Source organism: Rhizobium aethiopicum (genome assembly GCF_014197535.1).
Taxonomy (GTDB): domain Bacteria; phylum Pseudomonadota; class Alphaproteobacteria; order Rhizobiales; family Rhizobiaceae; genus Rhizobium; species Rhizobium aethiopicum_A.
The window spans coordinates 25018-50894 of the sequence record NZ_JACIFV010000022.1; the positions used below are offsets into that span (position 1 = coordinate 25018).

Below are 25877 nucleotides of genomic sequence, written 5' to 3' on the forward strand. Positions count from 1 at the left end.
CTCAATAAGACACCAGCAAGGCCGAACCGCCCTCCCCAAATTTCGGCTCGATGCCGAGAATGGGAGCCGCGCGGCGGATGATCTCACGAGCGATCGGGCCGGCAGTACCGGCGGAGATCGTTCCACCATACTGCTTTTCGCCTGTTTTCGGCTCGTCGCAGAAGGTGATGACGACATATTGGGGATTATCGATCGGGAAGGCGGAGATAAAGGAGTTGAAGTTGAGCGTCGCGGAATAACGCCCGTTCACCACCTTGTCCGCCGTACCGGTCTTGCTGCCGACGGCAAAGCCCGGCACACGGGCGACGCGTCCCGACCCCTTGTAACCGTTGAAATCGAGAAGATAGCGGATCTCATCGCTGGTCGATTTCTTGAGGACCTGCTTGGAGACCTGATCGGCCTGTTCGCGGGTGCGCGGCAGGAATGTCGGCTCGATCAGCTTGCCGCCGTTGACAAGGGCGGCAGCCGCCACGCCCGTCTGCAGCGCGGTCGTCGAGACGCCGTGGCCGAAGGAAATCGTGATCGAATTGATCTTCTTCCAGACGCGCGGCTGGCTCGGCATCTTCACTTCGGGCAGTTCGGTCTGCATCTTCGTCAGCAGGCCGAATTTGGTCAGATAGTCCTTCTGCGCGTCGATGCCGACGAGGTCGATGACGCGGGCCGTGCCGATATTCGACGAATACTGGAAGATTTCGGGAACGGTCAGCCAGCGGCGTTGTCCGTGAAAGTCATGGATGGTGAAGCCGCCGATATAGATCGGCTTGCTGGCGTCGAACGTGTCGGACATCTTCACCTTGCCGCTGTCGAGCGCCATCGCCAGCGAGAAGGTCTTGAAGGTCGATCCCATTTCGAAGGTGCCGTTCGTCATCCGGTTGAGCCAGCCTTCCTTGGCGCCCTCCTGCGGATTGTTTGGATCGAAGTCGGGTGCCGATGCCATGCCGAGCACTTCCCCGGTGTGCACGTCGATAACAGCCGCGCCGGCCCCCTTGGACTGGAAATTGTTGACGGCGTTGACGACCGCGTCGCGAACGATGTTCTGCACGCGCAGGTCGATCGACAGCCGCACCGGCTCCAGCGGCTGGTCGCTCGTCATGCCGACCGAGGCGAGATCGGCGAGCCCCTGGTCGTCGATAAATTTCTCCATGCCGGCAACGCCGCGATTGTCGATGTTGACATAGCCGAGGATGTGCGCCGCGGTTGAGCCGCCGGGATAGAAGCGACGCTTCTCCGGCCGAAAGCCGATACCGGGAATGCCGAGCGCGAGGATCTGGCTCTGCTGCTTCGGCGTCAGCTGCCGGCGCAGCCAGGCGAAATGCGAGCTCTTGACCGAAAGCTTCTTGTAGGTGTCCCTGACGTCGAGCTCCGGCAGAACAGTCGCAAGCTTCTCCACCGCCTCATCAACGTCAACGATCTTGTTCGGCTCGGCAAACAGCGAGACCGTGCGGATGTCGGTCGCCAGCACCTCGCCATTGCGATCGAGAATGTCGGGCCGCGAGGCCATCAGCCGGTCGGGCGGCAGGATGCTGGAGACGACCTCCTGATCCTTCATGGCATATTCGACCAGACGGCCGCCGATGACGACATAGACACCCATGAAGCCAAGGATCAGCAGCCCTACACGGCTTTTTGCCTGCCCCGTCTTCCTCTTGCGCGACCCCTCGATGGCCACGCCGGCGGAAGGCCCGCCGAAACGGTTATAGACGCCGGCGGAGAAATGCGCCTGGCTCTTCAGGACCATGATGCGGGAAAGAAACGACATTATTCCACCGACCCCGTTTCGATCTCGTCTGCCTCGTCCGCCACCACACCGTGCTGCTGTACTATGCCGCGTGGCGCAGACATCGGCACCGGCTGTGCTTTGCCGGTCGCGCCTTTGGCGCCGGCCATGGTCGCACCCTTGGGACCGGCGTTGGCCTCCGTTACGTCGGGTGCCGGAACCTCGGATCTCAGCATCGGCAGCTCCTTCGCATGCACGAGCGCCGTCGAATCCGTCGGCTGCAGCTGCAATTCCGCATTGTAGGCATTGACCAGCCGTTCCAGCCGGTTCGGCTGCGATTGCAGCGCCCAATCGGCCTTGAGAAGATCGATCGTGTCCTTCTCGAGCTTGATCTCGGCTTCGAGGCGATGAACCTCCTCAAGCTTCAATTCGGCGCGATGCTTGATCGTGTAGGTGACGGCGGCAGTCGCCGTCATGACGCCGATGAGCACGAGATCGAACGTCTTCAGCATATCAACCTCCGAGCTTTCCGAGAGAGGCAAGATTGGGAAACCCGAAGAGCGACATATCCGCCGCCTCGGCGGCCGCGCCCGTGCGCAGGCCAGCGCGCAGCTTGGCGGAGCGGGCGCGCGGATTGGCTTCAGCCTCCGCCTCGCTCGCCGAAACCATCGGCTTGCCGATCGCCGTGAAGGTCGCCGCCCGCTCGTGTGCGGCCGGCAGGTGCCGCGAGCCCGTCGCCTTGCCGGCGCGGTCGGAGAAGAATTTCTTGACGATGCGGTCTTCAAGCGAATGAAAGGTCACGACGACGAGCCGGCCGCCGGGCTTCAGAGCTCGTTCCGCCGCAAACAATGCCTGCGCCAGTTCCCCGAGCTCGTCATTGACGAAAATGCGCAAGGCCTGGAAGACGCGGGTCGCGGGATGGATCTTGTCCTTCATCTTGCGCGGGGTGACCAGCTCGATGAGGCCGGCAAGATCGCGGGTCGTTTCGAAGGGCTTTTCCTCGCGCCGCTTCTCAATCGCATGTGCGATTCGCGGCGCCTGGTTTTCCTCACCGAGAAAATGGAAGATGCGGATCAGATCGGCGACCTTGGCGCGATTGACGACATCGGCGGCCGAAACACCTGTTGCCGACATGCGCATGTCGAGCGGCCCGCTCTTCTGGAAGGAGAAGCCGCGCTCGGGCTCATCGATCTGCATGGAAGAGACGCCGATATCGAGCACGACGCCGTCGAGCCCGCCCTGCGGCGCATGATCGGCGAGATTCGAGAACTGCGAGTGAATGAGCGTGAGACGACCGGCATGGGCGGCAACCATGGCCTGGCCTGCGGCAATTGCGCTGGGATCGCGATCGAGCGCGATCACCTCGGCCCCGGCCGCAAGAATGGCCGCGCTATAACCACCCGCGCCGAATGTACCGTCGAGAATGAGCTTGCCGGGTGCGGGCGAGAGCGCCGCGAGGACTTCATTGAGAAGAACAGGAATGTGACGAACCGGTCCGCCACCGGCATCAGTTGAACCTCCGCCAGGATTCGTCACCATTCCGTTCCCTCGTTCCTTCAGGAACGCTTGCCCGCCAGCTTGCGCTCCCCTCGTGCCTGCGCCTGCGCAGCCAAGAATGCCTGCGGCTGCCAGAGCTGAAAATGATCCGCCCGACCGACGAAGGTCACTTCGTCCGAGACGCCGATGAAGTCGCGGATGAAATCCGTGACCATCAGCCGCCCCTCGGCATCGAGCTTCATGAAGACCCCGCCTCCGTGGATCAGAAGCGACATCGCGTTCGCGTCCGGCGAAAACGGATCTTCCGCAGCAATCTGCCGCTCGAATCTTTCGAGAAGATCCGGGCCACCGACGCTGATCGCCGGAAACACAAAGTCCTGGAAACAGTAAAGCTCCTGGACGTTGCGCTGCGCCAGCACGGAACGGAATGCCGAAGGCACGGAAACCCTGCCCTTGGCATCGATCCTGTTGGTCGCGTTCGAAAGGAAGCGGCTCATGACTCGAAACATCCGTTCCCGCAGGGAGCCGGACAAAAAGACGCCCGAAAGTCCCAATATCAGGCACAGCTCCGCAAGCCGGATGAGCCAAATTCCACCCGACGCTTCCGGAAAGGAAGACGCCTTTGCTTTGCGATGAATGGGCAAATGATTGCCCTGATGCAGTGCGCATTTGGGATAGCATGGGACCATATGGGCGTCAATGGGATACGCCCATTTTGCAACGGACGCATGATCAAACATTTATAAGCTGTTAAGTTTAACAAAGGGTTAGCGGCGCCATTTTCGGCATGACGCGCGTTGGTCGCGCGTCACAAAAAAACATCCATAAAGTGCATGAATATCAGCTTGAAAACAGCTGGTTTCAGCGGCTTAGGGTGAAAATCCCGGCCCTGCCGCAGCACGGATGTTAATCGCCAGTTGGCCTGTAAGCCGGGTTCTGTATGGCTCCGGCGTGAACCGGAACGTGGCAGCCATTCCTCTGGGACAGCGCTCGCACGCTGCCTCACGCAACCCACCCGGATGACTGGCCTGGAAACCGGCCGGAGAGCCTTTCGGCCCGCCGCGTCATCCCTATTCGGTCTTGCTCCCGGTGGGGTTTACCGTGCCATATCCGTTGCCGGAGATGCGGTGGGCTCTTACCCCACCCTTTCACCCTTACCTGTCATGACAGGCGGTTTGCTTTCTGTGGCACTTTCCCTGAGGTCGCCCTCGCCGGACGTTATCCGGCACCGTGTTTCCGTGGAGCCCGGACTTTCCTCACCCTACCGCCTTTCGGCATTGGTAAAGCGCGGCTGCCCGGCCAACTGGCAGGGCTCCCATAAACGAGAGAGCCCGTAATTGCTACTGAAATATAGGGGGCAGCCTTAACGGAAATTAGGTGTGAAATCCGCGGAGTAGCCCTGTTCGCTGATTCTGCCCGACAAAAGCAGCTCCGCGCCGAGCCTGCCGATTTCGTCCGAACTCTTGGCCGAGGTGCCGGCGCAGCCCGTCAGCACCGCGATCCCGGGCGAAGAGGTATAGCCGACCATCGGATAGCTGCTTTCCGTAAACGAGACGACGCAGGCGGCCGTCGAAATCGACAGCGGCGTCATATCGGGCACGAGGTCAGCGACGATGCGCTGCAGATACGAGCGCACGCTCTCGCGCCCTTCGGTCCTGAACCAGGCTCGCATCTCGATGTCGTTGTGTAAGATCAGATCGTCGGGATCGCCGCCGATCTTCAGGTAGAATTTGCCATCGGGATAACGGATCGGCGGCAGCAGATAGATGTGGATGCCGGGCACGTCGAGAATGAGCGACGGCATCGCCGCAAGGCGGAGCGCATCAGCCTCGCCGACCTCGAACAGCGTTACGGTCCGGCCATAAACCGTCATGGCAACAGGCCGTGGCAACAGATTCTCGGCAATGGAAAATCCGCCCGCCGCCAGCAGCACCTTTTCACTGCGATAGGTGAGGCCCCCGGCAGTCTTGACGCTCGCCAGCCCGCCCCCCTCGCGGATCGAGACCACATGATCCCGGATGACAGTCGCACCTGCCCTTTCTGCCAGCATAGATTGCGCCTTGACCAGTTTACGCGGACTGATATGTCCGGCGCCCCTCGCCTCGAACACACCTGCACTGCGGGCGGGAAAGGCAAAGAAGGGAAACGCGGTCTTCAATCCGCCGGCGTCCAGAAGCCTGGTCTCGACGCCGAGCGAAACGGCGGCCTGCCGAGTCCTTTCGAGATAATCGCTCCCATCAGGCGCGACGACGACGCAGCCGGCCTCCCGATAGAAGTCGATGCCGCTCTCGTTCGCGATCTCGCCGTAGCGACCGATCGAGCGATTGGCGAGCAGCGCCCAGTTGCGGTCGGGATCGATGGTGCGGGTAATGCGCCCCTCGTCGTAATGGCTGGCGAAAACGCCTTCATGCGCCTTGCGATCATCAGGCTCGTCCGGGCCGATCACCGCGACACCATCCGTCTGCCGCGCCAGATGCCGCGCGGCAGCGGCTCCCATCAGCCCGCGGCCGACGACGATATATTTGAAATCGACTGCCATGATATTCCTCTCAAGCGAAGACGGGCGCCAATTCGCGGCCGAAGTCCTCGTCCCCGAGCCGCCCTTCCTTAAGAAGCACGGCGCCAAGACGCCCGAGTTCGTCGGAGGATTTGGCCGCGACGAAATTGCCGCCGGTCAGCACCGCAATCCGCGGCGACTGCGTGAAGCCGACATAGGGATAACCGGTCGGGGTGAAATTCGCCACACACGGAGCCGACGTGACCGGGCAGCCGGCAAGCTCCGGCATCAGTTGCAGGGCGATGCGCGAGAGATGATCGCGCTCGGCCACACTGCCGTCGGAACGGAACCACGTGGCGGCCTCTTCCAGCCGGCTGAAGGAAAGCGCCTCGGTATCGCCGCCGAGCTTCAGATAGGTCTTGCCATCGGGATAACGCACCGGCGGCAGAATATAGATGTGATCCTCCTCTCGGTCGCCGAGCACAATGGTCGACGGCATGTCGCCGAAAATCGTCATCTCGCGCTCGCCGATCTCGTAGAAGACAACGGTACGCGCCATGACTCTCAGATCGACGCGACGCGGCAGCAAAGCATGGAAATTGCTGAAAGCGCCAGCCGCGACCAGCACGCCCTCGGCACTGTAGCTTCTGTCGCCAGCTGTCACCTCGACATGGGAGCCCGCGTCGCGCACCGATGTCACGGTCGCTTCGATCAGCGAGACGCCGCCCTGTTCGGCGAGCTTGGCTTGCGCGCGCACCAGCGCCCGCGGATTGATGTGCCCGGCACGATTGCTCTCGAAATATCCGCTGAAGTCGGGGGCGACGTTAAGATAGGGAAAACGCTGCCTGAGTTCCGCCGGCGCGACGGTCTCGATATCGCTACCGAGCGTTCGGCTGACGGCCAGCGCCCTCAGAAGAAAATCCTGCTCATCCCTAGGCGCCGGCCCGGCGAAAAGGCAGCCGACTTCCGAAAAGAAGGAAATGCCGCTCTTCGCCTCAATGTCGCGGTAGCGGCCGAGCGCCCGCGCAGCGAAGGTTCCCCAGGCAAGATTGCCGTCGAAGGTGCGGGTAATGCGCGCTTCGTCATAGTGGCTGGCAAAGACGCCGCGATGAGCCTTACGCTCCTCGGGCTCCGGCGGGCCGATCAGCGCGATGCCGTCGGCCATGGAGGAGAGGTGCCGTGCCGCCGCCGTCCCCATCATGCCGCGCCCGATGACGATGAACCTGAAATCGACTGCCATATCTCACCCCATCTCGAGGTGGCCCACCTCGTTTCGAGGTGGGATATCATGGCGCGCATCCCGATTCATGTCGCAAAAACAGCGGCGGAGGATTTTCCTCCGGTCCGCTCGGCGGCTCAGTCGAGCATTGCCAGGACCTTACCGCAATAGGTCTTCGAAACCGGGTTCATGCGCGTTGCGCCGTGGCCGGCATTATACTTGAGGATGGTGTTGCAGGTCTCTCCACCACCGAGATCATGGGCAGCAGCCAGATATTTCATGCCGTACTTGATGTTGGTTTCCGGATCGAACAGGCCCTTGGCGCTGCCGGAATAACCCATCATGCGGGCCGTTGCAGGCTTTATCTGCATCAGGCCGATTTCACCGTGGCTGCCGCGTGCATTCGGATTGAAATTGCTTTCGACGCGGATGACCGCGGTCGCAAGCGCAACTGGTACAGCATATTGGTTCGCATATTTGCTGATCAGCGCGGAATAGGAATCGCCGGCAACATTGGCGACGGAATAACCGCTCTGGCGCTCGACCGTCTTCAGCGGGCGTTCCGCCGTCTTGAGCGGACGCTTCGCCGGCTTGACCGAACGTTCCGCTTTCTTCAACGGACGCTCTACCTTCTTCGAAGGACGCTCGACTTTCTTCACCGGCGCATCGGCTCGCACACCCCAACCATTCGCAAGCGCAAAGCTATTTCCCGCCAGCACCATGCCAACGCATGTTGCAGCAACAACAATCAGTTTTCTCATGTAGTCTTGAACACTCCGACCCAAAGAATTTCCGGACGGCGCGCCTCGCTGTCATAATGAATACCAGATCAATGACCGATCGGGATTCACGGTAATTCTTATCGTTTCACATATCGCCCGTAGTTTAACCCGAAAACAACCCCGAGCACCGCTTGGCGGACGTTCTTAGACCATCGTAATGAGGAGATAATAGGGAAATGATGTGGCAGGCCGAATTTCGCGCTGCAATGCGAAATTCGGCGTTTGAGTAATTGCCGAGAATCAGGAGTAACGCGGCAACGCCGACAGCAGCCGGTGCAGCGTGTCGATCGTCGAGAAATCGGCGATCCCGTCCACCCGTTCCGGCCGGAAATGGCGCTGGAAGGCTTCCACATCGCCGGCCGTCTTTTCGGAGAATTTCCCCGTAATTTCAGTACTGTAACCATAAAGCGACAGCATCGACTGCAGCGCTTCCACCGGCTGGCCGGCGTCCCCGCGCTGAAAGAAACGCCCACCGGTGATCATCGCCGGCTCGACCCAATGGCCCACACCCGCCCGATGAAGCTCGGCCCAGGGGAATTTCTCGCCCGGATCGACCTTGCGAATCGGTGCGACATCGGAATGCCCGAGCACCCTTTCCGACGCGATCGACCAACGTTTGACACAGTCGCGACACAATTCGATGACTGCTGCGATCTGTTCTTTCGGATAGTCGGGAAGGCCGCCGGGATGGCCGGCATTGGCGATTTCGATCCCGATCGACAGCGAATTGATATCGCTCTCGCCGTGCCAGCTGCTTTTGCCCGCATGCCAGGCGCGCCGCGCCTCCGGCACGAGCTGGATCACCTCGCCATTCTCGTGCACGAAATAATGGCTGGAAACCTGGCTCTCTTCCCGACAGAGCCAGTCGAGCGCGCCATCGGCCGTCGGCATACCGGTATAATGCAGGAGGATCATGTCGGGACGCCGCCCGTCTGCCCGCTCGCCGTGGTTGGGCGACGGCCGCACGCAAGCGCCTCGATAATCGGCCTCGAAAGAGGTCATGCGGCGCGGCGTTCCTTCTCGATCGCCGCATAGGCGGCGTTCAGCGCCGCCATGCGCTCATTGGCGATCAAGTGAAACTCCTTCGGCACCCCACGCGAGATCAGTCGATCGGGATGATGTTCGCTGACCAGGCCGCGGTAACGGCGGCGGATCGTCGGAAAATCATCGGAAGGCGACACGCCGAGCACCTTGTAGGGATCGCCGCCAGACGAGACGTGGCGAGCGGCGATCTGGTCGAAACGTGTCTCGCTCATTTCAAAGATTTCGGCGATGTGGCGCAGGAAATTCAGTTCCTTCTCATGGATCAGCCCGTCGGCCTTGGCGATATGGAAGAGGCCGTCGAGCACGTCTTCCAGCACCGTGCAATTGGCCGCGCAGGTGGTGCAGAGCGTGGAGAGCCGCTCGGCGTAGGCCTCATAGCCGGCAACATCCTGACGCGCGAGGTTATAAAGTCTGGCGACATTCTTGGCCTGGTCCTCGGGAAATTCGAAGATTTCCCGGAAGGCCTCGACCTCCCTCTCGCTGACGATGCCATCGGCCTTGGCCATCTTGGCCGAAAGCGCGATGATTGCCACGGAGAACGCCACTTTGCGCCGGGTTTCGGGATCGCCTTCGAAAACCGTTCGGATCGCCTCGACGACCGCGGAAAGCGCATTGCCCGCGGTATTGCCAATGGCATTCAACAGTTTTTCCCAGAAGGACATCGAAAATCTCTCGCACGCTTGTCAAGTATGAGCAATCAGCTTGACCAAAGAATCTGAGCCTTTGCAAGGCGACGATTGGTCGTAGGATCGAAAACAGTTTTCACAATTCGGTAATTATTGCACCGCAGCAAGCGGTCGGTCGCTTTCGCCGGATCGGCCGTAAGAGAGTGCTCGCACCATCTCACTCGATGCTTAACCGCCGATTTCCACAAACAGCTCCAGACAACCAACGCGGGCTTGAAACGATTATATCGATACTTCGCGCCGCCTTCGCCGTTGAACCCGGCAAAAAGCCGCTTCTTTCGTAAATTCTTTACTTTACAGAGCCCTTTCCCTGCCGCATCCATGCGCTAGCTAACGCCGCCCACAGAAACATCGCAGGAGGGATCCATGGCCAAACAGAAAGTCGCAATGCTGACCGCCGGAGGCCTGGCGCCCTGTCTTTCCTCCGCCGTTGGCGGCCTCATCGAACGCTACAGCGACGTCGCCCCCGAGATCGACATCATCGCATATAAGTCCGGCTATCAGGGCGTGCTGCTCGGCGATCGCATCGAGATCACCCGCGACATGCGCGAGAAGGCGCCGCTGCTGCATCGCTATGGCGGCTCACCGATCGGCAACAGCCGCGTCAAGCTCACCAATGCCGCCGACTGCGTCAAGCGCGGCCTTGTCAAGGAAGGCGACAACCCGCTGAGGGTTGCCGCCGAACGTCTTGCCGATGACGGCATTACCATTCTCCACACGATCGGGGGCGACGACACCAATACCACCGCCGCCGACCTTGCCGCCTACCTCGCCGCCAACGGCTACGACCTGACCGTCGTCGGCCTGCCGAAGACGGTCGACAACGATGTCGTCCCCATCCGCCAGTCGCTCGGCGCCTGGACGGCCGCCGAAGTCGGCGCGCATTTCTTCGACAATGTCAGCAACGAGCAGACGGCCGCACCGCGCACGCTCGTCATCCACGAGGTGATGGGCCGTCATTGCGGCTGGCTGACGGCAGCCACCGCCCGCGCCTATCTTCAGCGCACCAGCGGCAACCAGTATGTCGATGGCCTGATGATGGACGCGCACCTGAAGAGCATCGACGCCGTCTATCTGCCCGAAATGGCCTTCGACCTCGACGCCGAGGCCGCCCGCCTGAAGGACATCATGGACCGTACCGGCCACGCCACCGTCTTCGTCTCGGAAGGCGCATGCCTCGACGCCATCGTCGCCGAGCGTGAAGCTGCCGGTGAGACCGTCAAGCGTGACGCTTTCGGCCACGTGAAGATCGACACGATCAATGTCGGCGCCTGGTTCCAGAAGCAGTTCGCCAACCTGCTGAACGCAGAGCGTTCGCTGGTGCAGAAATCGGGCTATTTCGCTCGCTCGGCCCCGGCCAATGGCGACGACCTCAGGCTGATCCAGAGCATGGTCGATCTCGCCGTCGAAAGCGCGCTCAATAAGGTGTCCGGCGTCACCGGTCACGACGAAGCGCAGAACGGTAAGTTGCGCACTATAGAATTTCCCCGCATCAAAGGTGGCAAAGCTTTTGACCTGTCGACGGCATGGTTTGCCGAAGTCATGGACAATATAGGGCAGAAATACAAAGAAGCATGATTGACGGACGGTTAATATGGTGTCTTTGCTTGTTCCCGACGGAATAGGAGGAGATTCCATGTCGCTTGAAGCCTGGCTCGCTTTTGCTGCCGCATCCGCCATCATGCTGGCCATACCGGGACCGACGATACTGCTCGTCGTTTCCTATGCGCTCGGTCATGGCCGCCGGACGGCCTTTGCGACGGTGAGCGGCGTGGCGCTTGGCGACTTCACCGCCATGACCGCGTCCCTCTTCGGTCTCGGCGCGGTGCTCGCCACCTCCGCCGCCCTCTTCACCCTTTTGAAGTGGATCGGCGGCGCCTACCTGATATGGCTGGGAATCAAGCTCTGGCGCGCTCCGGTGATTGGCGAGCCGGTCGCCGACAACGACAATCTGCCGGAGGAAAAGTCGCTTAAGATCTTCCTCCACGCCTATGTCGTCACCGCCCTCAACCCCAAGAGTATCGTCTTCTTCGTCGCCTTCGTGCCGCAGTTCCTCAACCCGGCCCTGCCCTTCTTCGGGCAGATGGCGATCATGGAAGCGACCTTCCTCGTGCTGGCGATCCTCAACGCCGCCACCTATGCTTTTCTCGCCCATTCCGCTCGCGGACTGATTCGCAAGGCGAGCGTCCAGCGCGCCGTCAACCGGACCGGCGGCACCCTGCTGATCGCCGCAGGCGCCGTCACCGCTGGGTATCGCCGTATTGCGGCTTAAAAATCCGGTTATCGCGCTATTGCAGCTTAGAAATATTCCGTGGTTGCCGGATTGCAACGAATAGGTTAATGGGGTCATCGGGTTTAAGCTTTTTAGTAACTTTTATAACGCTGCCGGGGCGGCGCGATTTCACGAAAGTGACGGAATGGTGGCGATCGGATTGTCCGGCCTGAAACGCGGTCTTGCCGTTTCAACGGTGCTCTGCTGCGGCGTGATCACTGGCTGCACGAGCGTCGAATATACCTCTCAGGCCGAACTGACAGCTGCTCAGACCGTGGTTCCGACGCCGAAGCCGGGCGAAGACGCGATGCTCGCCGCGGTCCCGACAGCGGAAGGTGCTGCCGGCCAGGCAATCGCCGGTGCCGTCCTTCCCCAGGCAGCTCCGTCACTCACCGCAACGGCGATGCCGACTGCGCCGGGCTCCCAGCCCGCCGATCTGACCATGCAGGCAGGCATACAGCCGGCAGCCTATGCGCAGATCCCGCTGACGCCCGAGATGACAGCGATCCAGTCCGTCGTGCCGACGCCGCGCCCGGGAACGCCGTCACAGCCGGCAACGCAGCTTGCCTTCGCCGCCACGCCGCAGAACAGCGCGCTTGCAGCACTTGCCGCAGTCGACACCACGCCGCGCTCCATGGACTACGGCTTCGACGAATCCGGACCGATCGATCCGCCGACGGCTCCCCCGATGTTCAGCGACGACGATAGGGACGATGCGCCGACCGTCGAGAAGAGCTTCGTCACCAAGCTCATCCAGAAATATTCGAAGATCTATGAGATTCCCGAGACGCTGCTCCACCGCATCGTCCATCGCGAAAGCCGCTACAATCCGAAAGCTTACAACAAGCGCGGCTATTTCGGCCTCATGCAGATCAAATACAACACCGCCAAATCCATGGGCTATGACGGTGCGCCGGGCGGCCTCTTCGACGCAGAGACCAACATCAAATATGCCGCGAAATACCTGCGCGGCGCCTGGCTCGTCTCCGACAACAAGGAAGACGACGCCGTCCGCCTCTATGCGCGCGGCTATTACTACGACGCCAAGCGCAAGGGCATGAGTGATGTCGCCCAGGGTAATTACTGAACCGGGCAGCTGCCGAAACAAACCAATTGAAACAGCGGTCATAGCCTACGGCTGCGGCTGAACCTCCCGTTGTGATCCGGCCTGCTGTTGCGGCGCTCCCGATTGCGGCGACGCCGCCAGGATCGCCTTCAGAAGCGTTTGGGGCTGATAGCCGAGCCAGCCCGGCGTCAGGCCGAGTCGGACGACGATCAGATTGGCGGAAGGCACGATCGCCATGCTTTGCCCGTCATGCCCCGTGAGCCAGAACGTATCCTCTGGCAACCCGAACGCGGCGCTGGAGCCACCGGGCGCGAGCCAGGCCTGACCTTGCGTATACCGGCCGTTCGAGGCAGCCGTCGGCGTGCGCATGGCGCCGACGAAGCCCTCCGGCAACAGCCGCTGGCCGTTCCACACCCCATCCTGCAGCAGGAACTGTCCGAAGCGGGCCCAATCATGCGCCGTCGCGTAGAGATAGGAGCTTCCGACAAAGGTGCCGCGCGCGTCGAGTTCGAAGACGGCACTCGTCATGCCGAGCGGCAAGAAGAGCGCGTCGTGCGGATAGGAGAAGGCTGCCGGCGCATTGCCGACTCGGTCCATCCAGATGCGCGACAAGAGCACCGCCGTGCCGCTCGAATAGCGGAAGCGCTGACCCGGTGCCGCCTCCATCGGCGCATTGGCCGGCAACGACACCATATCGGGGTCGAGATAGAGCATGCGCGTCACGTCAGCGACGTTGCCATAGTCCTCGTTGAACGCCAGGCCGCTCTCCATACCGAGCAAGTCGGATACCTTGATCCTGGCGCGCTGATCGTCCTTCCACTGCGCCAGCAGATGATCATCGTCGAAGGAAATCTTGCCATCGAGCATCAGCCGGCCGAGGATGGCCGCATTCACCGTCTTCGTCATCGACCAGCCGATCAGCGGCGTCTTCGCTGAAAATCCGGGACCATAGGCTTCAGCGACGATTCGGCCATCGCGCACCACCACGATTCCCCGCATGGCCGGGCCGGCAAGCCCTGTATCGTTAAGCACCGCAGCGATCTTTTCGTCCCGACCGCCGACACCCTCGCCTTCCGGCCACAACGCCGCGTTCGCCTCCATTCTTGCCGGCGCGTCGAAAGCTGCGGCATTCGCCGCCGCCTCGAAATTGCCGTCGGGCACGCTCGTGCAGCCGAAAGCGCCGCGGTAGAGCGCGTAACTCGAAGCAAACAGCCCCAGGAAGCGCGCGGTCACACGGTTGTTGTCGCGGTCGACGCTGACGCGCACGAGCCGCAGCAGCGGATTTCCCGGCGCCTGCACGTCATCCGTCAGCACGTCTTCGGCGTTCCGGCCGGCAATGAAGACATTGGAGCAGACGATCTTGGCGGCATAGCCGTCGCCGACGCGCAGAAGCTCCGGCGGCCGGACCAACAGCCAGGCAGCGCCGGCAACGACGATGAGAACGACAAGGAGAGCAAGCGCCTTCAGGATACGCAGGACAAATCGCATGGCATTCCTCCGAATGCCCGGAGAGAAGCAGGAATTCCGCCTGCCGGAAAGGGCGCGGCGCGAAGAATATTCCGTCACCCGATCACTTTCCGAGGAGGGCGATGTTTTCGAACGGCGCAGGCCCACAGCCCGCGTCATCAAACTGTAGCAGTGGCGCGCTACACGCCCTGAACGCTAAAAAGGTGACAGACTCATGTCAGAATTTGCACCGGATACCGGCTTCCGCAAGAACCGGAAACTCAAGGACGCCCTTCTCCGCCACAAGGCTTTTTCGAAGGAGGGCTTCTCCGAGCGTCTCTTCGGTCTTCTCTTCTCTGGCCTCGTCTATCCGCAGATCTGGGAGGATCCGGATCTCGACATGCAAGCGATGGAGCTGAAGCCCAATCATCGCATCGTCACCATCGGCTCCGGCGGCTGCAACATGCTCGCCTATCTCTCCAAGGCGCCGGCCTCGATCGACGTCGTCGACCTCAACCCGCACCATATCGCGCTGAACAAACTGAAGCTCGCCGCCTTCAAGCATCTGCCCGATCATACGGATCTCGTCCGCTTCCTGGCGATGCCGAACGAGAAGTCGAACAGCCGCGCCTTCGACCGGCATCTTGCCGCCAATCTCGACGAGGCGACCCGTAGCTATTGGAACGGCCGCAAATTCGGACGCCGCCGCGTCACCGTCTTCGACCGCAATATCTATGAAACCGGCCTGCTCGGCCGCTTCATCGGCGCGGCCCATCTCCTTGCCCGTCTGCACGGCGTAAAGCTGCGCGAAATGACCAAGACCCGCTCGATACGCGAGCAGCGCCAGTTCTTCGACGAGCAGATCGCCCCGCTGTTCGAAAAGCCGGTCGTGCGCTGGATCACCGGCCGCAAAAGCTCGCTCTTCGGCCTCGGCATTCCGCCGCAGCAATACGACGAGCTCGCAAGCCTTGCCGCCGATCATTCGATCGCGCCGGTGCTGAAGCATCGCCTGGAAAAGCTCGCCTGTCATTTCCCGATGCGTGACAACTATTTCGCCTGGCAGGCCTTCGGCCGCCGCTACGGCACGGAAGAAGAAGGCCCGCTGCCGACCTATCTGAAGCCGGAGCACTACGAGGTGATCCGCGCCAATGTCGACCGCGTCAACGTCCACCACGCAAGCTTCACCGAACTTCTGGCCCGCGAGCCGGCCGCCTCGCGCGACCGCTACATCCTACTCGACGCGCAGGACTGGATGACCGACGAGCAACTGAACGACGTCTGGCGGGAAATCACCCGCACGGCGCGTGAAGGTGCCCGCGTGATCTTCCGCACCGCCGCCGAAAAGAGCATCATCGAAGGCCGCCTGTCTCCGTCGATCCGAGATCAGTGGGATTATTTCGAAGAGAAGTCGCGAGAGCTGACGGCGCTCGATCGCTCCGCGATCTACGGCGGCTTCCATATCTACGGGAAGAAGGCGTGAGCAAAGTCGGCGCCGAGACGGCAGGAAACAGCAACGAACATGCCAGCCTGATGGATGGCATGTATCGCTACCAGCGCCATATCTACGACCTGACCCGCAAATATTACCTCCTCGGCCGCGACAGCACGATTCGCAATCTCGACGTGCCTGATGGCGGCACGCTGCTCGAAGTCGGCTGCGGCACCGGGCGTAACATGGCTTTGGCGCACAGGTATTTCCCGAGCGCCAAGCTGTTCGGCCTCGACATTTCCCAGGAAATGCTGATCTCGGCGCGCAAGACCTTCGCTACGAAAGCGACAATCCCGGAATTCCGCGTCGCCGACGCCACGGCGTTTACGCCGCGCGAATTCGGCGTCAGCGGCTTCGACCGCATCCTGATTTCCTATGCTCTGTCGATGATCCCGGACTGGGAACGCGCCGTCGATGCATCGATCGCCGCACTCAATCCCGGCGGCCAGTTGCACATCGTCGATTTCGGCCAGCAGGAAGGCCTGCCGCGTTGGTTCCGCCGCATGCTGCAGGCCTGGCTTGCGAAATTCCATGTCACTCCGCGCGCCGATCTGCAGGAGGTCCTGGAAGCGCAGGCCGAGGAACACAATGCGCGATTGTCCTTCGAAACAGTCGGCGGCGGTTACGCCTGGCGGGCGGCCATTATCAGCAGACGCTCATAATTCGCTTGAAACTAACCGATTTTTTACGTTGATATGGTGAAAAGAGGGTTATTCCTCTGCTGGACTCGTTTTTCTCGAAGGTCAGGCTGTGGGGCAAAGAGATCATTCGGTTCACGACGGGATACCCATGCGCCGGCTTTTGTTTTGCGTTCTGCCCCTTGCCATCATGCTGGCCGGCTGCTCCTCTTCCGGTCACGACTATCTCGAAACCGCATCGATAAAGCCGAAGACGCGCTTCCAGGACACCGATCCGCAGGATTTCGGTCCGAAGCATCCGCAGCAGAATGCAATCCACGGCATCGACATCTCCAAATGGCAGGGCGATATCGACTGGGCGACGGTGAGGAATTCCGGCGTCGCCTTCGCCTTCATCAAGGCGACGGAAGGCAAGGACAGGGTCGACCCCCGCTTCGATGAATATTGGCGCGAAGCACGCGCCGCCGGCATCCCGAACGCCCCCTACCATTTCTATTATTTCTGCTCCTCGGCCGATGAGCAGGCCGACTGGTTCATCCACAATGTGCCGAAGGAGGCCATGCGCCTGCCGCCGGTGCTCGACGTCGAATGGAACGCCGAATCGAAGACCTGCCGCTACCGCCCCGACGCGGAAACCGTGCGCTCTGAAATGCAGCGTTTCATGGACCGGCTGGAGGCCTATTACGGCAAGCGCCCGATTGTCTACACCTCGGTCGATTTCCACCGCGACAATCTCGCCGGCTACTTCCAGGATTATCATTTCTGGGTCCGCTCGGTGGCAAAACATCCCGAGGTGACCTATTCCGACCGCCGCTGGGCCTTCTGGCAATATACCTCGACCGGCATTATTCCCGGCATCAAGGGGCCGACCGACATCAACGTCTTTGCCGGCAGCGCAAAGAACTGGAACAATTGGGTCGCGGCCGTTTCCAAGGATAGAAATTCTTAGTAACGTCTTTCAATCTTTCTTGCTTCCGTCACATTCCTCTGTGAAAGCGACGGGCATCCATTTGCTATAAGGACCGCATTCATGCACCGCTCGCTCACAAGCCGCTCTGCACTCGCCCTCCTGTTTGCCCTCGCTTTTGCAGGCGGCGCGGCCGCCCAGCAGGCGCCCGCGGCCTCGGCTCCGGCAGCCCCCTGCGGCGGCGATCTGTCTGCCTTCCTCCAGGGCATCAAGGCTGATGCGGTCGCCGCAGGCGCCAGCGCCGCAGCCGCCGACGAGGCGCTGGCCGGCGCCGAAATCGATCCCAAAGTCCTGAGCCGGGATCGCGCCCAGGGCGTCTTCAAGCAGACCTTCCTCGAATTCTCGCAGCGTACCGTCAGCCAGGCCCGTCTCGACATCGGCCGCCAGAAGATGAAGCAACATGCCGACGTCTTTGCCCGAGCCGAGCAGGAATTCGGCGTTCCCCCCGGCGTCATCACCGCCTTCTGGGCGATGGAAACCGATTTCGGCGCCGTCCAGGGCGATTTCAACACCCGCAATGCCCTGGTGACGCTGTCGCACGACTGCCGCCGCCCGGAGCTCTTCCGCCCGCAGCTGATCGCTTTGATCGAGATGGTCGAACACGGCGACCTCGACCCCGCCACCAACACCGGCGCCTGGGCTGGCGAGATCGGCCAGGTTCAGATGCTGCCACGCGATATCATCGCCTATGGCATGGACGGCGACGGCGACGGCCATATCCACGTGAAGCAGAGCGGCCCGGACGCCGTCCTGACGGCGGCGAAATTCATCCAGCACCTCGGCTTCGAGCGCGGCCAGCCCTGGCTGCAGGAAGTCACCGTGCCCGACAACCTACCGTGGGAGAAATCCGGCCTCGGCGGCACGATGAAGGCCGGCGAATGGTTCGCGCTCGGCGTCAAGCCGCGCGACGGCAACACCGCCTTCGGTGAACTCGAAGGTGATCTCGTGCTGCCGCAGGGCCGCATGGGACCGGCCTTCATCGCCTATCCCAATTTCAAGATCTATCTCGAATGGAACAAGTCGTTCATCTACACGACATCGGCCGCCTATTTCGCGACCCGCCTTTCCGGCGCCCCGACCTATCTCAAGGGCGCACCGGAACAGGGGCTTGCCAACGACCAGATGAAGACGCTGCAGACCAAGCTGCAGTCGCTCGGCCACGATGTCGGCGAGATCGACGGCATTCTCGGTTCCGGAACGCGTATCGCGATCCAGAAGGAACAGCAGCGCTTGGGCATACCGGCCGACGGCTGGGCGACGCCTGCCCTTCTCAACGCTCTCTGATCGCCGACAGCCGGCCTCCATCCGTTTGACAAGAAACGGGTGGCGCCGTTTTCCGCTTACGCTAAAACTTCATGGTCAAAAGCCGTCGGTTTTCGACCAACGTCCGGCGGAGATGCGATTTGCGGTGGAGGACGCGGCGTGGAAAGCAGAATGAATGCCTGGACCTGGGGCTTGCTGGTCCTGCTCGGTCTGATCTGGGGCGGCTCCTTCTTCTTTGCCCGTATCGCCGTCCAGCACGTGCCGCCGCTGACCCTCGTCTTCCTCAGGCTGCTGCTCGCGGCACTCGCGCTGCATGTCTATATTGCCGGCCGTTTGGACATCTATTCTATCCTTCAGGCCCGCTGGCGCGAGTTCCTGGTCCTTGGCCTGATCAACAATGCGCTCCCGCACGCGCTGATCTTCTTCGGCCAGACCCGCATCGGCGCCGGCCTTGCGGCGATTTTGAACGCGACGACACCGATCTGGACGGTGATCATCGCCAATTACTTCACATCGGACGAGAAGCTGTCCTCGGCAAAAATCGCCGGCTGCCTCGTCGGCCTCGCCGGAACTGTCGTGCTGATCGGTCCCGGCATCTCGACAGAAAGCGAAGCGCCGCTCTGGCCGTTGCTCCTTCCCGTGCTTGCCGCCGTCTCTTATGGTTTTGCCGCCACCTACGGCAAACGCTTCAGGGATGTTCCCGCTCCTGTCACATCGGCGGGCCAACTGACCGCCTCCTCGCTGATCGCACTGCCACTGTCGCTGGTAGCAGATCGCCCCTGGACTCTTGCCGTACCGCCGGTCGATGCGATCCTCGCCGTTCTGGCGCTGGCGCTGCTGTCGACCGCCTTCGCCTATATCCTGTACTTCAGGATCATGGCCGCCGCAGGCGCCACCAATGCCTCTCTCGTCACCCTTTTGGTACCGCCGAGCGCCATCCTTCTCGGCGTACTCTTCCTCGGCGAAACGCTCAGTCTTGCCGAATTCGCCGGCATGGCCCTCATCGGTTTCGGGCTAGTCATCCTCGACGGCCGCGCCTATCGCCGGCTGGCGAGAACAGCCTGAAATCCGGTTGCAGTTTCCTTTTGTTTTCAACCGCTTGCGGCGCCGCCATGTTTTGGGCGCATAGGTAAACTGGCGATCGCTCGATTTAACGGCATGTTAAATTCTGTGAACAAAAATTAATCAGAAATTATTACGTTACTTCAATGGCTTATCAAATCTGATTTCGATTTATCCACCGACCACTTCGGCAGCGCAGCATAAAATCCGCTTTTCAACCGACATATTTCAGACATAATATCCGCGGGTTAACGCGAGGAGACAGACATGGGACTCACGCAATCCTTGAATGTTCTGTTGGTCAGTGCAGCGTTTGCTTTCGTCCTGTCCATGCTCTTTATTTGAGCTGACGGGCTGGTAATGCTGATAGTGCCTAAACTCCCCTGATCAATCCGCCAACGAAAAAGCGCATGTCCCGCCCGACATGCGCTTTTTCACTTTTGAACGTCTGAAAGGATCAAGCGGCGGCGCCCGCGCTCTTTGCCGACCGGCGGGAGAAGCCGAGATTGTCGAGCACCGCGGAAACCAATGGCGCGCGGTTCATCGTATAGAGATGGAAATCACCGATGCCGCGCCGGACGAGATCCTCGATCTGCTCGGCAGCAACTTCGGCCGCAACCTTCGCCCGATCCTCGGGCTTGTCGTCAAATCCCGCGAAGCGCTGATCGAGGAAGGCCGGGATAACCGCGCCGCAGGCGCCGGCGAACCGCTTCAGCTGCGTCAGGTTCTGGATCGGCATGATACCGGGCACGATCGGGATCGAGATGCCGGCGGCGCGCACCTGCTCCAGGTAACGCTCGAAATTGTCGTTGTCGAAGAAGAACTGCGTCAACGCCCTGTCGGCGCCGTTATCGGCCTTGCGCTTCAGCATGTCGATATCGGCGGCCGTATCACGGCTTTCCGGGTGCTTTTCCGGATAGGCGGAGACCGAAATCTCGAAATCACCGACCGACTTGAGGCCGGCCACCAGTTCCGCGGCATTGGCGTAGCCGCCGGGATGCGGCTGATAGGGCGCGCCGACGCCGCCAGGCGCATCACCGCGCAACGCCACGAAATGCTTTACGCCGACCTTACGAAACGTATCGATCATTTGATGCGTTTCCTCCTTCGTCGCACCGACGCAGGTCAGGTGCGAGGCGGTGGCAAGCGGCGTCTGCGCCAGGAAGCGCGTCACAGCGGACAGCGTCGGCGCCTTGGTGGTGCCGCCGGCGCCATAGGTCACCGACACGAAATCCGGATCCCAGTCCTGCAGCTTAGCGACGGTATCCCAGAGCTGCCCTTCCATTTCTTCCGATTTCGGCGGAAAGAATTCGAAGGAGATCCCGAAGTTGCGCCCGCGTCCTTCGTTTTTCAAAGCCATGTCATACTCTCCCGGCAAATGTAGGTTCGGCGCCTTCGCTCGTCTGCGAAGCCATGAGGCGCCTCGGATCGCGCGCGAGCCAGACGGTGACCGTCAACCCCTGCCCGCCCTGCTGACCCGGATGAAGATCGACGACCTGCTCGACATCGAGCCCGGCCTTGCGCAGCCAGTCGGACATCGCCTGGTGCGAAAAGCCGAGACGGACATGGGCATGTTCGTCACGAAGATATTCGAGCGTGTGCGGCGCGAGGTCGATGACCACGAGCCGCCCGCCCGGCCGCAGCATGCGCGCGGCTTCCGCGATCGCAATCTCCGGCTGATCGAAGAAATGCAGCACCTGATGGATCGTCACCAGGTCGAAATCCTGCCCCTCGAACGGAAGGTTCAGGATATCGGCGTGGCGCACCGTCGCCTTGGTGATGCGGGACTTGTCGAGATTGGCGCGCGCCACGCTCAGCATGTCGCGGCTGGCGTCGACACCGATAGCGCGGCGATAGAGCCCCGACAGGAGTTCGAGGATGCGGCCGGTGCCGGTGCCGAGATCGAGCAGCGAATCGATCGGCTGGTTGCCGAGCAGGCGAATGACGGCGGCGTCGACCTCCTCATCGGCCGCGTGCAGGCGGCGAAGCTCGTCCCACTCCGCGGCGTTGCGGCTGAAATAGGCCTGCGCCCGCTCGGCCCGCTGGCGCTTGACCTGCGAAAGCCGCTCGCCGTCGCGAAGGATGGTCGGATCATTCTCGGAGACGTGTTTCAGCAACGCCCGCACCAGCATGGCCGCCTTGCCGTCCTGCTTGAGGCGGAAATAGGCCCAGGCGCCTTCCTGATAGCGTTCGATCAGTTCGGCCTCGCCGAGCAGCTTCAGGTGGCGGGAGATACGCGGCTGCGATTGGCCGAGGATTTCGGTAAGATCGGTGACCGTCAGGTCGCCGCCGTCGAGAAGGGCCAGAAGACGCAGACGCGTGGGTTCGCCGGCCGCCTTCAAGACGTCCACCAACCCATCCAGTCCCAGCTTCAAAGGTTCGTTCATCATCAGCCCAATCAAGATATAAAGATATCTTTATGTGATTTGAAAACCGGTGGCAAGCGGCAATTCGCACTGTTCGCGAAATTGCCTGCGCAAATTGCGACAGGCCGAGATGAAAAAAGCCCCGGTCGAACCGGGGCTTTCGCAAGTAGAAACGAAGCAGGATCAGCGTGTCAGGCGCTTATGCGCCTGGCTGCCCGGGTTGAGCGCATCCGGGCCGAGGCGGCGGATCTTGTCCTGCTCGTAATCCTCGAAATTGCCTTCGAACCATTCGACATGGCCCTCGCCTTCGAAAGCCAGGATATGCGTGGCCAGACGGTCGAGGAACATGCGGTCGTGGCTGATGATGATGGCGCAGCCAGCGAAATTCTCGAGCGCGTTTTCGAGAGCGCCGAGCGTTTCGGTATCGAGGTCGTTGGTCGGTTCGTCGAGCAGCAGAACGTTGCCGCCGGCCTTCAGCATCTTGGCGAGGTGCACACGGTTGCGCTGACCGCCCGAGAGATTGCCGACCTTCTGCTGCTGGTCGCCGCCCTTGAAGTTGAAGGCGCCGCAATAGGCACGCGAGTTCATGTCGAACTTGCCGAGCTTGATGATTTCGGCGCCGCCGGAGATTTCCTCCCAGACCGTCTTGTCGGCGGCTAGCGCGTCGCGGCTCTGGTCGACATAACCGAGATGCACGGTCTCGCCGATGCGGATCGAGCCGCTATCCGGCTTTTCCTGGCCGGTGATCATCTTGAACAGGGTCGTCTTGCCGGCGCCGTTCGGGCCGATGATGCCGACGATGCCGCCCGGCGGCAGCTTGATCGACAGATCGTCGATCAGCGTGCGACCCTCGAAGCCCTTGGTGATGCCTTCCAACTCGATGACCACCTGGCCGAGCCGTTCGCTCACCGGGATGATAATCTGCGCGTCGCCGGGACGCTGCTTCTCGGCCGCCTCCACCAATTGCTCGTAGGATTTGATACGCGCTTTCGACTTGGCCTGGCGAGCCTTCGGGCTGGAAGCAATCCATTCCTGCTCGCGGCTGATCGCCTTTTGGCGTGATGCCTCTTCGCGGTTTTCCTGCAGCATGCGCTTGGCCTTGGCCTGCAGATAGGCGGAGTAGTTGCCTTCGTAAGGGATGCCGCGGCCGCGATCGAGTTCAAGGATCCAGCCGGTGACGTTGTCCAGGAAGTAGCGGTCGTGGGTAATCATCATCACGGCGCCGGGATAGTCGCGCAGGTGCTTTTCGAGCCAGGCGATGGTTTCGGCGTCGAGATGGTTGGTCGGTTCGTCGAGCAGCAGCAGATCGGGCTGCGAGAGCAGCAGGCGGCAGAGCGCGATGCGACGACGCTCTCCACCGGAAAGGCTGGTGACTTCGGCATCGCGCGGCGGGCAACGCAGGGCTTCCATCGCCATCTCGACCTGGCTTTCCAGATCCCAGAGGTTCTGGCTGTCGATGATGTCTTGGAGCTTCGCTCCCTCTTCCGCGGTCTCGTCCGAATAGTTCATCATCAACTCGTTGTAACGATCGACGATAGCCGTCTTCGCGGCAACACCTTCCATGACGTTCTCGAAAACCGTCTTGGTCGGGTCGAGTTTCGGCTCCTGCTCGAGATAGCCGACCGTGGCACCCTCTGCGAGCCAGGCTTCGCCGGTATACTCCTTGTCCTGGCCGGCGATAATGCGCAGCACAGTGGATTTACCGGCGCCGTTTGGCCCGAGGATGCCGATCTTGGCATCCGGGTAGAAGGAAAGGTGAATGTTCTCCAGGATCTTCTTGTTGCCATAAGCCTTGTTGAGGCCGGACATATGATAGATGAATTGACGTGCCATGCTGCGCTGCTCCGGGCGGGAAACTTCATTTCGTGCCGCTATGTAGGCGAAACAGCGCCTGTGAGCAACGCCGAAACCCGTTTACGCCGGATTCCGGTCAGAAGCCCGCCGCATCGACAACGCCCTCGTCACAGCCGAACGAGGTTTTTCCCGCTCCCTGGATCAGATCGGCAAGGCCCGCGCTTTTTGCCGATGCCGTTCCCGCATCCGCAGACAGGCCGATCGTCAACTCGCTGATCACCCTGGCATTGCCGGCTCGCCGGCAGCTCATCTTGACGCGCTCGCCCGCACCCGGCCCGAAGCTCTTGTCGAAAGCAGCCTTGACCGCCTCGGCCTTGACCGTCTTGCCGATATTGGCGGCAAAGAGATCGCGCACGGCCGATGCGTTGAGCGCCTCCACCAGATGGACGCCGACGCCGAAATATTCCTCCACGCTCATTTTCGTGCAGGTGCCATGCTTTATCCATTCGTGCCGTTCGAGGCCGGACTGCGTGCCGGGCATCGCCTTTGCAAGCGACGCCTGCGTCTCGGCCGAAAGCGCGACATCAGGCAATGTATCCCATTTGCCGTCCTTGTCGGCAGCCTTCTGGTCGTCGCTGACGCCGCAATAATCCTGCCGCATCGGCCACAGGCCGTGCAGCGAGAAATTCGTCGCGTCATGGCGCTCGCCGGTCTGGCTGGCGCATTCGGGCTTCTTCTGGTTCGTCTGGCAGAAAGCGGGCTGCCAGCTCGCAGCAAGAATGAAACGGGTACGGCCCTCGGCCTCCTGCGCCACGGCAGCGCCGGCAAGGATCATCGACACGGCGAACGTAAAGGTACGCAACTGCATGCTGCTCATTTCAACCCCCAAAGAAGAACAATGCAGGAACAGATAAGCACAAAGAGTAAACGGCAGCAACCCTGAATCGCAACTATCCTGGAATTTGTTATCGACTGAGCCTCGCCGGAAACAGTCGGCCGTTCCGGGGAGCTCACTGTTCTTGAGTCACGCACGGACGCTGTCGCACTTATGGTTGCAGAATATTCGTTTAAATCGATTCCGCTTTAAGGAATTATGCAGTAGCGATCTGCTCTGCTGCGGCAGGGAGGATCCGGATGTTTTCTGATACGCAAAGACTCGCCATAGGGGAAGCGTCTCTGGCCTATCACCATGCCGAGGCTACCCACCCGGCACGCGGCATCCTATTGGTCTCGCACGGCCTGGCGGAGCACTCGAAGCGATATGGCCGCTTTGCCGAGGCGATGGCGGCGCGCGGCTATCACGTCTATGCCCATGATCACCGCGGCCATGGCGAGACGACCGCGCCCGACGCGCCGATCGGCCGCTTCGCCGGCCGCAATGGCGTCGACCGGGTGATCGGCGACGTCATCGCCATGCGCGCCCATGCGGCCTCGCGCCATCCCGGCCTCAAGGTGATCCTCTTCGGCCACTCGATGGGCGGCCTCGTGGCGCTCAATGCCGCCGTCACCGCTCCAGCCGACTTCGACGCCGTCGCCGTGTGGAATTCGAATTTCGCCGTCGGCCTTGCCGGCCGAGCCGCCCAGGCGATCCTGCTTGCCGAGCGGATGCTGAAGGGCTCCGACGTGCCGAGCGGCCTCTTGCCGAAGCTCACCTTCGCAGCTTGGGGAAAATCGATCCCGGACCGCCGCACCGAGCTTGACTGGCTGTCGCGCCATGCCGATGAAGTCGACAAATATATCGTCGATCCGCTCTGCGGCTTCGATGCTTCGGTCTCCCTCTGGCTCGATCTCTTCGAACTGACGTTTCGCGCACCGCAGAAGCTCCATCTCGACCGCCTGCCGCGCGACATGCCGATCCATCTGGTCGGCGGCGGCGAGGATCCGGCGACGGAGCGTGGAAAAGCCGTGCTCTGGCTGTCAAACCATTTGAAAGCCCAAGGCTTCTCTCGTATCAGCGCTCAGATATATCAGGATATGCGACACGAAACGCTGAACGAGATCGGCGCCGACGCGGCGACCGCCGCCTTCGCGCACTGGTGCGACGAGGCACTCGCAAGATCCTGAGGCAGAGA

24 protein-coding genes and 1 other RNA gene are annotated in these 25877 nt (G+C 61.4%); 10 read left to right on the plus strand and 15 right to left on the minus strand.

What is annotated here, in order from left to right:
- Position 1: 1 nt before the first annotated feature.
- From GGD53_RS23840 to GGD53_RS23885, 10 genes are all read right to left on the minus strand, one after another.
- A complete protein-coding gene (locus GGD53_RS23840; RefSeq protein ID WP_184459242.1) occupies positions 2–1759 on the minus strand; it encodes a peptidoglycan D,D-transpeptidase FtsI family protein in 1758 nt (585 codons plus the stop codon).
- Positions 1759–2229 carry a cell division protein FtsL gene (gene ftsL, locus GGD53_RS23845; protein WP_184459243.1) on the minus strand — a complete coding sequence of 157 codons (471 nt, stop codon included), beginning with the start codon at positions 2227–2229 and terminating at the stop codon, positions 1759–1761. Before ftsL ends, GGD53_RS23840 begins: the two co-directional genes overlap by 1 nt.
- A gap of 1 nt (position 2230) precedes the next feature.
- Positions 2231–3256, minus strand: coding sequence for a 16S rRNA (cytosine(1402)-N(4))-methyltransferase RsmH (gene rsmH, locus GGD53_RS23850; protein ID WP_184459244.1), 1026 nt, complete (start codon positions 3254–3256; stop codon positions 2231–2233).
- A gap of 17 nt (positions 3257–3273) precedes the next feature.
- Entirely contained in the window at positions 3274–3711 is a 438-nt protein-coding gene (gene mraZ, locus GGD53_RS23855; protein ID WP_246717869.1) for a division/cell wall cluster transcriptional repressor MraZ, read from the minus strand.
- 412 nt (positions 3712–4123) lie between these two features.
- Positions 4124–4521: RNase P RNA component class A (gene rnpB / locus GGD53_RS23860), an RNA gene on the minus strand.
- A gap of 56 nt (positions 4522–4577) precedes the next feature.
- A complete protein-coding gene (locus GGD53_RS23865) occupies positions 4578–5753 on the minus strand; it encodes an NAD(P)/FAD-dependent oxidoreductase (RefSeq protein WP_184459246.1) in 1176 nt (391 codons plus the stop codon).
- A gap of 10 nt (positions 5754–5763) precedes the next feature.
- Positions 5764–6951, minus strand: a complete 1188-nt coding sequence (locus GGD53_RS23870; RefSeq protein ID WP_184459247.1) for an NAD(P)/FAD-dependent oxidoreductase — start codon at positions 6949–6951, stop codon at positions 5764–5766.
- A gap of 116 nt (positions 6952–7067) precedes the next feature.
- Positions 7068–7691 (minus strand): lytic transglycosylase domain-containing protein, encoded by a 624-nt coding sequence (locus GGD53_RS23875; protein WP_184459248.1) that lies wholly within the window; start codon positions 7689–7691, stop codon positions 7068–7070.
- Positions 7692–7952: 261 nt separating this feature from the next.
- Entirely contained in the window at positions 7953–8714 is a 762-nt protein-coding gene (locus GGD53_RS23880; RefSeq protein ID WP_184459249.1) for an N-acetylmuramoyl-L-alanine amidase, read from the minus strand.
- Complete coding sequence (locus GGD53_RS23885) at positions 8711–9418, minus strand: J domain-containing protein (RefSeq protein ID WP_184459250.1); 708 nt, start codon at positions 9416–9418, stop codon at positions 8711–8713. The genes GGD53_RS23880 and GGD53_RS23885 overlap by 4 nt, the downstream gene beginning before the upstream one ends.
- Positions 9419–9808: 390 nt before the next feature.
- Here GGD53_RS23885 and GGD53_RS23890 point away from each other — a divergent pair, with 390 nt between their 5' ends.
- From GGD53_RS23890 to GGD53_RS23900, 3 genes are all read left to right on the plus strand, one after another.
- Positions 9809–11020 (plus strand): pyrophosphate--fructose-6-phosphate 1-phosphotransferase, encoded by a 1212-nt coding sequence (locus GGD53_RS23890; RefSeq protein ID WP_184459251.1) that lies wholly within the window; start codon positions 9809–9811, stop codon positions 11018–11020.
- Positions 11021–11078: 58 nt separating this feature from the next.
- On the plus strand, positions 11079–11714 hold the full coding sequence (locus tag GGD53_RS23895; protein WP_184459252.1) for a LysE family translocator: 636 nt from the start codon (positions 11079–11081) through the stop codon (positions 11712–11714).
- Between the two features lie 145 nt (positions 11715–11859).
- Positions 11860–12801 (plus strand): lytic transglycosylase domain-containing protein, encoded by a 942-nt coding sequence (locus GGD53_RS23900; RefSeq protein ID WP_184459253.1) that lies wholly within the window; start codon positions 11860–11862, stop codon positions 12799–12801.
- Positions 12802–12846: 45 nt separating this feature from the next.
- Here the strand turns inward: GGD53_RS23900 and GGD53_RS23905 are convergent, their stop codons facing one another.
- Positions 12847–14268 (minus strand): serine hydrolase domain-containing protein, encoded by a 1422-nt coding sequence (locus GGD53_RS23905; RefSeq protein WP_184459254.1) that lies wholly within the window; start codon positions 14266–14268, stop codon positions 12847–12849.
- On the opposite strand from GGD53_RS23905, the gene GGD53_RS23910 reads away from it, so the two are divergent.
- The 6 genes from GGD53_RS23910 (at position 14267) to GGD53_RS23935 (ending at position 19648) form a co-directional block, all read left to right on the plus strand.
- Positions 14267–14416, plus strand: a complete 150-nt coding sequence (locus tag GGD53_RS23910; RefSeq protein WP_184459255.1) for a hypothetical protein — start codon at positions 14267–14269, stop codon at positions 14414–14416. The genes GGD53_RS23905 and GGD53_RS23910 overlap by 2 nt on opposite strands.
- 45 nt (positions 14417–14461) lie before the next feature.
- Positions 14462–15706 carry a DUF3419 family protein gene (locus GGD53_RS23915; protein ID WP_184459256.1) on the plus strand — a complete coding sequence of 415 codons (1245 nt, stop codon included), beginning with the start codon at positions 14462–14464 and terminating at the stop codon, positions 15704–15706.
- Positions 15703–16377: a class I SAM-dependent methyltransferase gene (locus GGD53_RS23920; RefSeq protein ID WP_184459257.1), complete on the plus strand. Its 675-nt coding sequence runs from the start codon at positions 15703–15705 to the stop codon at positions 16375–16377. The genes GGD53_RS23915 and GGD53_RS23920 overlap by 4 nt, the downstream gene beginning before the upstream one ends.
- Before the next feature lie 127 nt (positions 16378–16504).
- The gene (locus GGD53_RS23925; RefSeq protein WP_184459258.1) at positions 16505–17302 is read left to right on the plus strand and encodes a glycoside hydrolase family 25 protein; all 798 of its coding nucleotides are present in this window, start codon (positions 16505–16507) and stop codon (positions 17300–17302) included.
- 81 nt (positions 17303–17383) lie between these two features.
- Positions 17384–18604, plus strand: a complete 1221-nt coding sequence (locus tag GGD53_RS23930) for a lytic murein transglycosylase (RefSeq protein ID WP_184459259.1) — start codon at positions 17384–17386, stop codon at positions 18602–18604.
- 138 nt (positions 18605–18742) lie between these two features.
- Entirely contained in the window at positions 18743–19648 is a 906-nt protein-coding gene (locus tag GGD53_RS23935; RefSeq protein WP_184459260.1) for an EamA family transporter, read from the plus strand.
- Positions 19649–20102: 454 nt separating this feature from the next.
- Here GGD53_RS23935 and metF read toward each other — a convergent pair whose 3' ends face one another.
- The 4 genes from metF to GGD53_RS23955 all read right to left on the minus strand — a co-directional run bounded on the left by metF (position 20103) and on the right by GGD53_RS23955 (position 24682).
- Complete coding sequence (metF, locus tag GGD53_RS23940; RefSeq protein ID WP_184459261.1) at positions 20103–21005, minus strand: methylenetetrahydrofolate reductase [NAD(P)H]; 903 nt, start codon at positions 21003–21005, stop codon at positions 20103–20105.
- Position 21006: 1 nt separating this feature from the next.
- Positions 21007–22032: an ArsR/SmtB family transcription factor gene (locus GGD53_RS23945; RefSeq protein WP_184459310.1), complete on the minus strand. Its 1026-nt coding sequence runs from the start codon at positions 22030–22032 to the stop codon at positions 21007–21009.
- A 162-nt stretch (positions 22033–22194) separates the two neighbouring features.
- A complete protein-coding gene (gene ettA / locus GGD53_RS23950) occupies positions 22195–23844 on the minus strand; it encodes an energy-dependent translational throttle protein EttA (RefSeq protein WP_184459262.1) in 1650 nt (549 codons plus the stop codon).
- A gap of 97 nt (positions 23845–23941) precedes the next feature.
- Positions 23942–24682 (minus strand): ribonuclease T2 family protein, encoded by a 741-nt coding sequence (locus GGD53_RS23955; protein WP_184459263.1) that lies wholly within the window; start codon positions 24680–24682, stop codon positions 23942–23944.
- Between the two features lie 257 nt (positions 24683–24939).
- On the opposite strand from GGD53_RS23955, the gene GGD53_RS23960 reads away from it, so the two are divergent.
- Positions 24940–25869: an alpha/beta fold hydrolase gene (locus tag GGD53_RS23960; protein ID WP_184459264.1), complete on the plus strand. Its 930-nt coding sequence runs from the start codon at positions 24940–24942 to the stop codon at positions 25867–25869.
- The last annotated feature ends 8 nt before the right edge of the window (positions 25870–25877 follow it).

Bases quoted from the DNA above. Each gene is read 5' to 3' on its own strand.
- GGD53_RS23840 (WP_184459242.1), bottom strand. From the start codon at position 1,759: ATGTCGTTTCTTTCCCGCATCATGGTCCTGAAGAGCCAGGCGCATTTC.
- ftsL (WP_184459243.1), bottom strand. From the start codon at position 2,229: ATGCTGAAGACGTTCGATCTCGTGCTCATCGGCGTCATGACGGCGACT.
- rsmH (WP_184459244.1), bottom strand. From the start codon at position 3,256: ATGGTGACGAATCCTGGCGGAGGTTCAACTGATGCCGGTGGCGGACCG.
- mraZ (WP_246717869.1), bottom strand. From the start codon at position 3,711: ATGAGCCGCTTCCTTTCGAACGCGACCAACAGGATCGATGCCAAGGGC.
- GGD53_RS23865 (WP_184459246.1), bottom strand. From the start codon at position 5,753: ATGGCAGTCGATTTCAAATATATCGTCGTCGGCCGCGGGCTGATGGGA.
- GGD53_RS23870 (WP_184459247.1), bottom strand. From the start codon at position 6,951: ATGGCAGTCGATTTCAGGTTCATCGTCATCGGGCGCGGCATGATGGGG.
- GGD53_RS23875 (WP_184459248.1), bottom strand. From the start codon at position 7,691: ATGAGAAAACTGATTGTTGTTGCTGCAACATGCGTTGGCATGGTGCTG.
- GGD53_RS23880 (WP_184459249.1), bottom strand. From the start codon at position 8,714: ATGACCTCTTTCGAGGCCGATTATCGAGGCGCTTGCGTGCGGCCGTCG.
- GGD53_RS23885 (WP_184459250.1), bottom strand. From the start codon at position 9,418: ATGTCCTTCTGGGAAAAACTGTTGAATGCCATTGGCAATACCGCGGGC.
- GGD53_RS23890 (WP_184459251.1), top strand. From the start codon at position 9,809: ATGGCCAAACAGAAAGTCGCAATGCTGACCGCCGGAGGCCTGGCGCCC.
- GGD53_RS23895 (WP_184459252.1), top strand. From the start codon at position 11,079: ATGTCGCTTGAAGCCTGGCTCGCTTTTGCTGCCGCATCCGCCATCATG.
- GGD53_RS23900 (WP_184459253.1), top strand. From the start codon at position 11,860: ATGGTGGCGATCGGATTGTCCGGCCTGAAACGCGGTCTTGCCGTTTCA.
- GGD53_RS23910 (WP_184459255.1), top strand. From the start codon at position 14,267: ATGGCATTCCTCCGAATGCCCGGAGAGAAGCAGGAATTCCGCCTGCCG.
- GGD53_RS23905 (WP_184459254.1), bottom strand. From the start codon at position 14,268: ATGCGATTTGTCCTGCGTATCCTGAAGGCGCTTGCTCTCCTTGTCGTT.
- GGD53_RS23915 (WP_184459256.1), top strand. From the start codon at position 14,462: ATGTCAGAATTTGCACCGGATACCGGCTTCCGCAAGAACCGGAAACTC.
- GGD53_RS23925 (WP_184459258.1), top strand. From the start codon at position 16,505: ATGCGCCGGCTTTTGTTTTGCGTTCTGCCCCTTGCCATCATGCTGGCC.
- GGD53_RS23930 (WP_184459259.1), top strand. From the start codon at position 17,384: ATGCACCGCTCGCTCACAAGCCGCTCTGCACTCGCCCTCCTGTTTGCC.
- metF (WP_184459261.1), bottom strand. From the start codon at position 21,005: ATGGCTTTGAAAAACGAAGGACGCGGGCGCAACTTCGGGATCTCCTTC.
- GGD53_RS23945 (WP_184459310.1), bottom strand. From the start codon at position 22,032: ATGAACGAACCTTTGAAGCTGGGACTGGATGGGTTGGTGGACGTCTTG.
- ettA (WP_184459262.1), bottom strand. From the start codon at position 23,844: ATGGCACGTCAATTCATCTATCATATGTCCGGCCTCAACAAGGCTTAT.
- GGD53_RS23955 (WP_184459263.1), bottom strand. From the start codon at position 24,682: ATGAGCAGCATGCAGTTGCGTACCTTTACGTTCGCCGTGTCGATGATC.
- GGD53_RS23960 (WP_184459264.1), top strand. From the start codon at position 24,940: ATGTTTTCTGATACGCAAAGACTCGCCATAGGGGAAGCGTCTCTGGCC.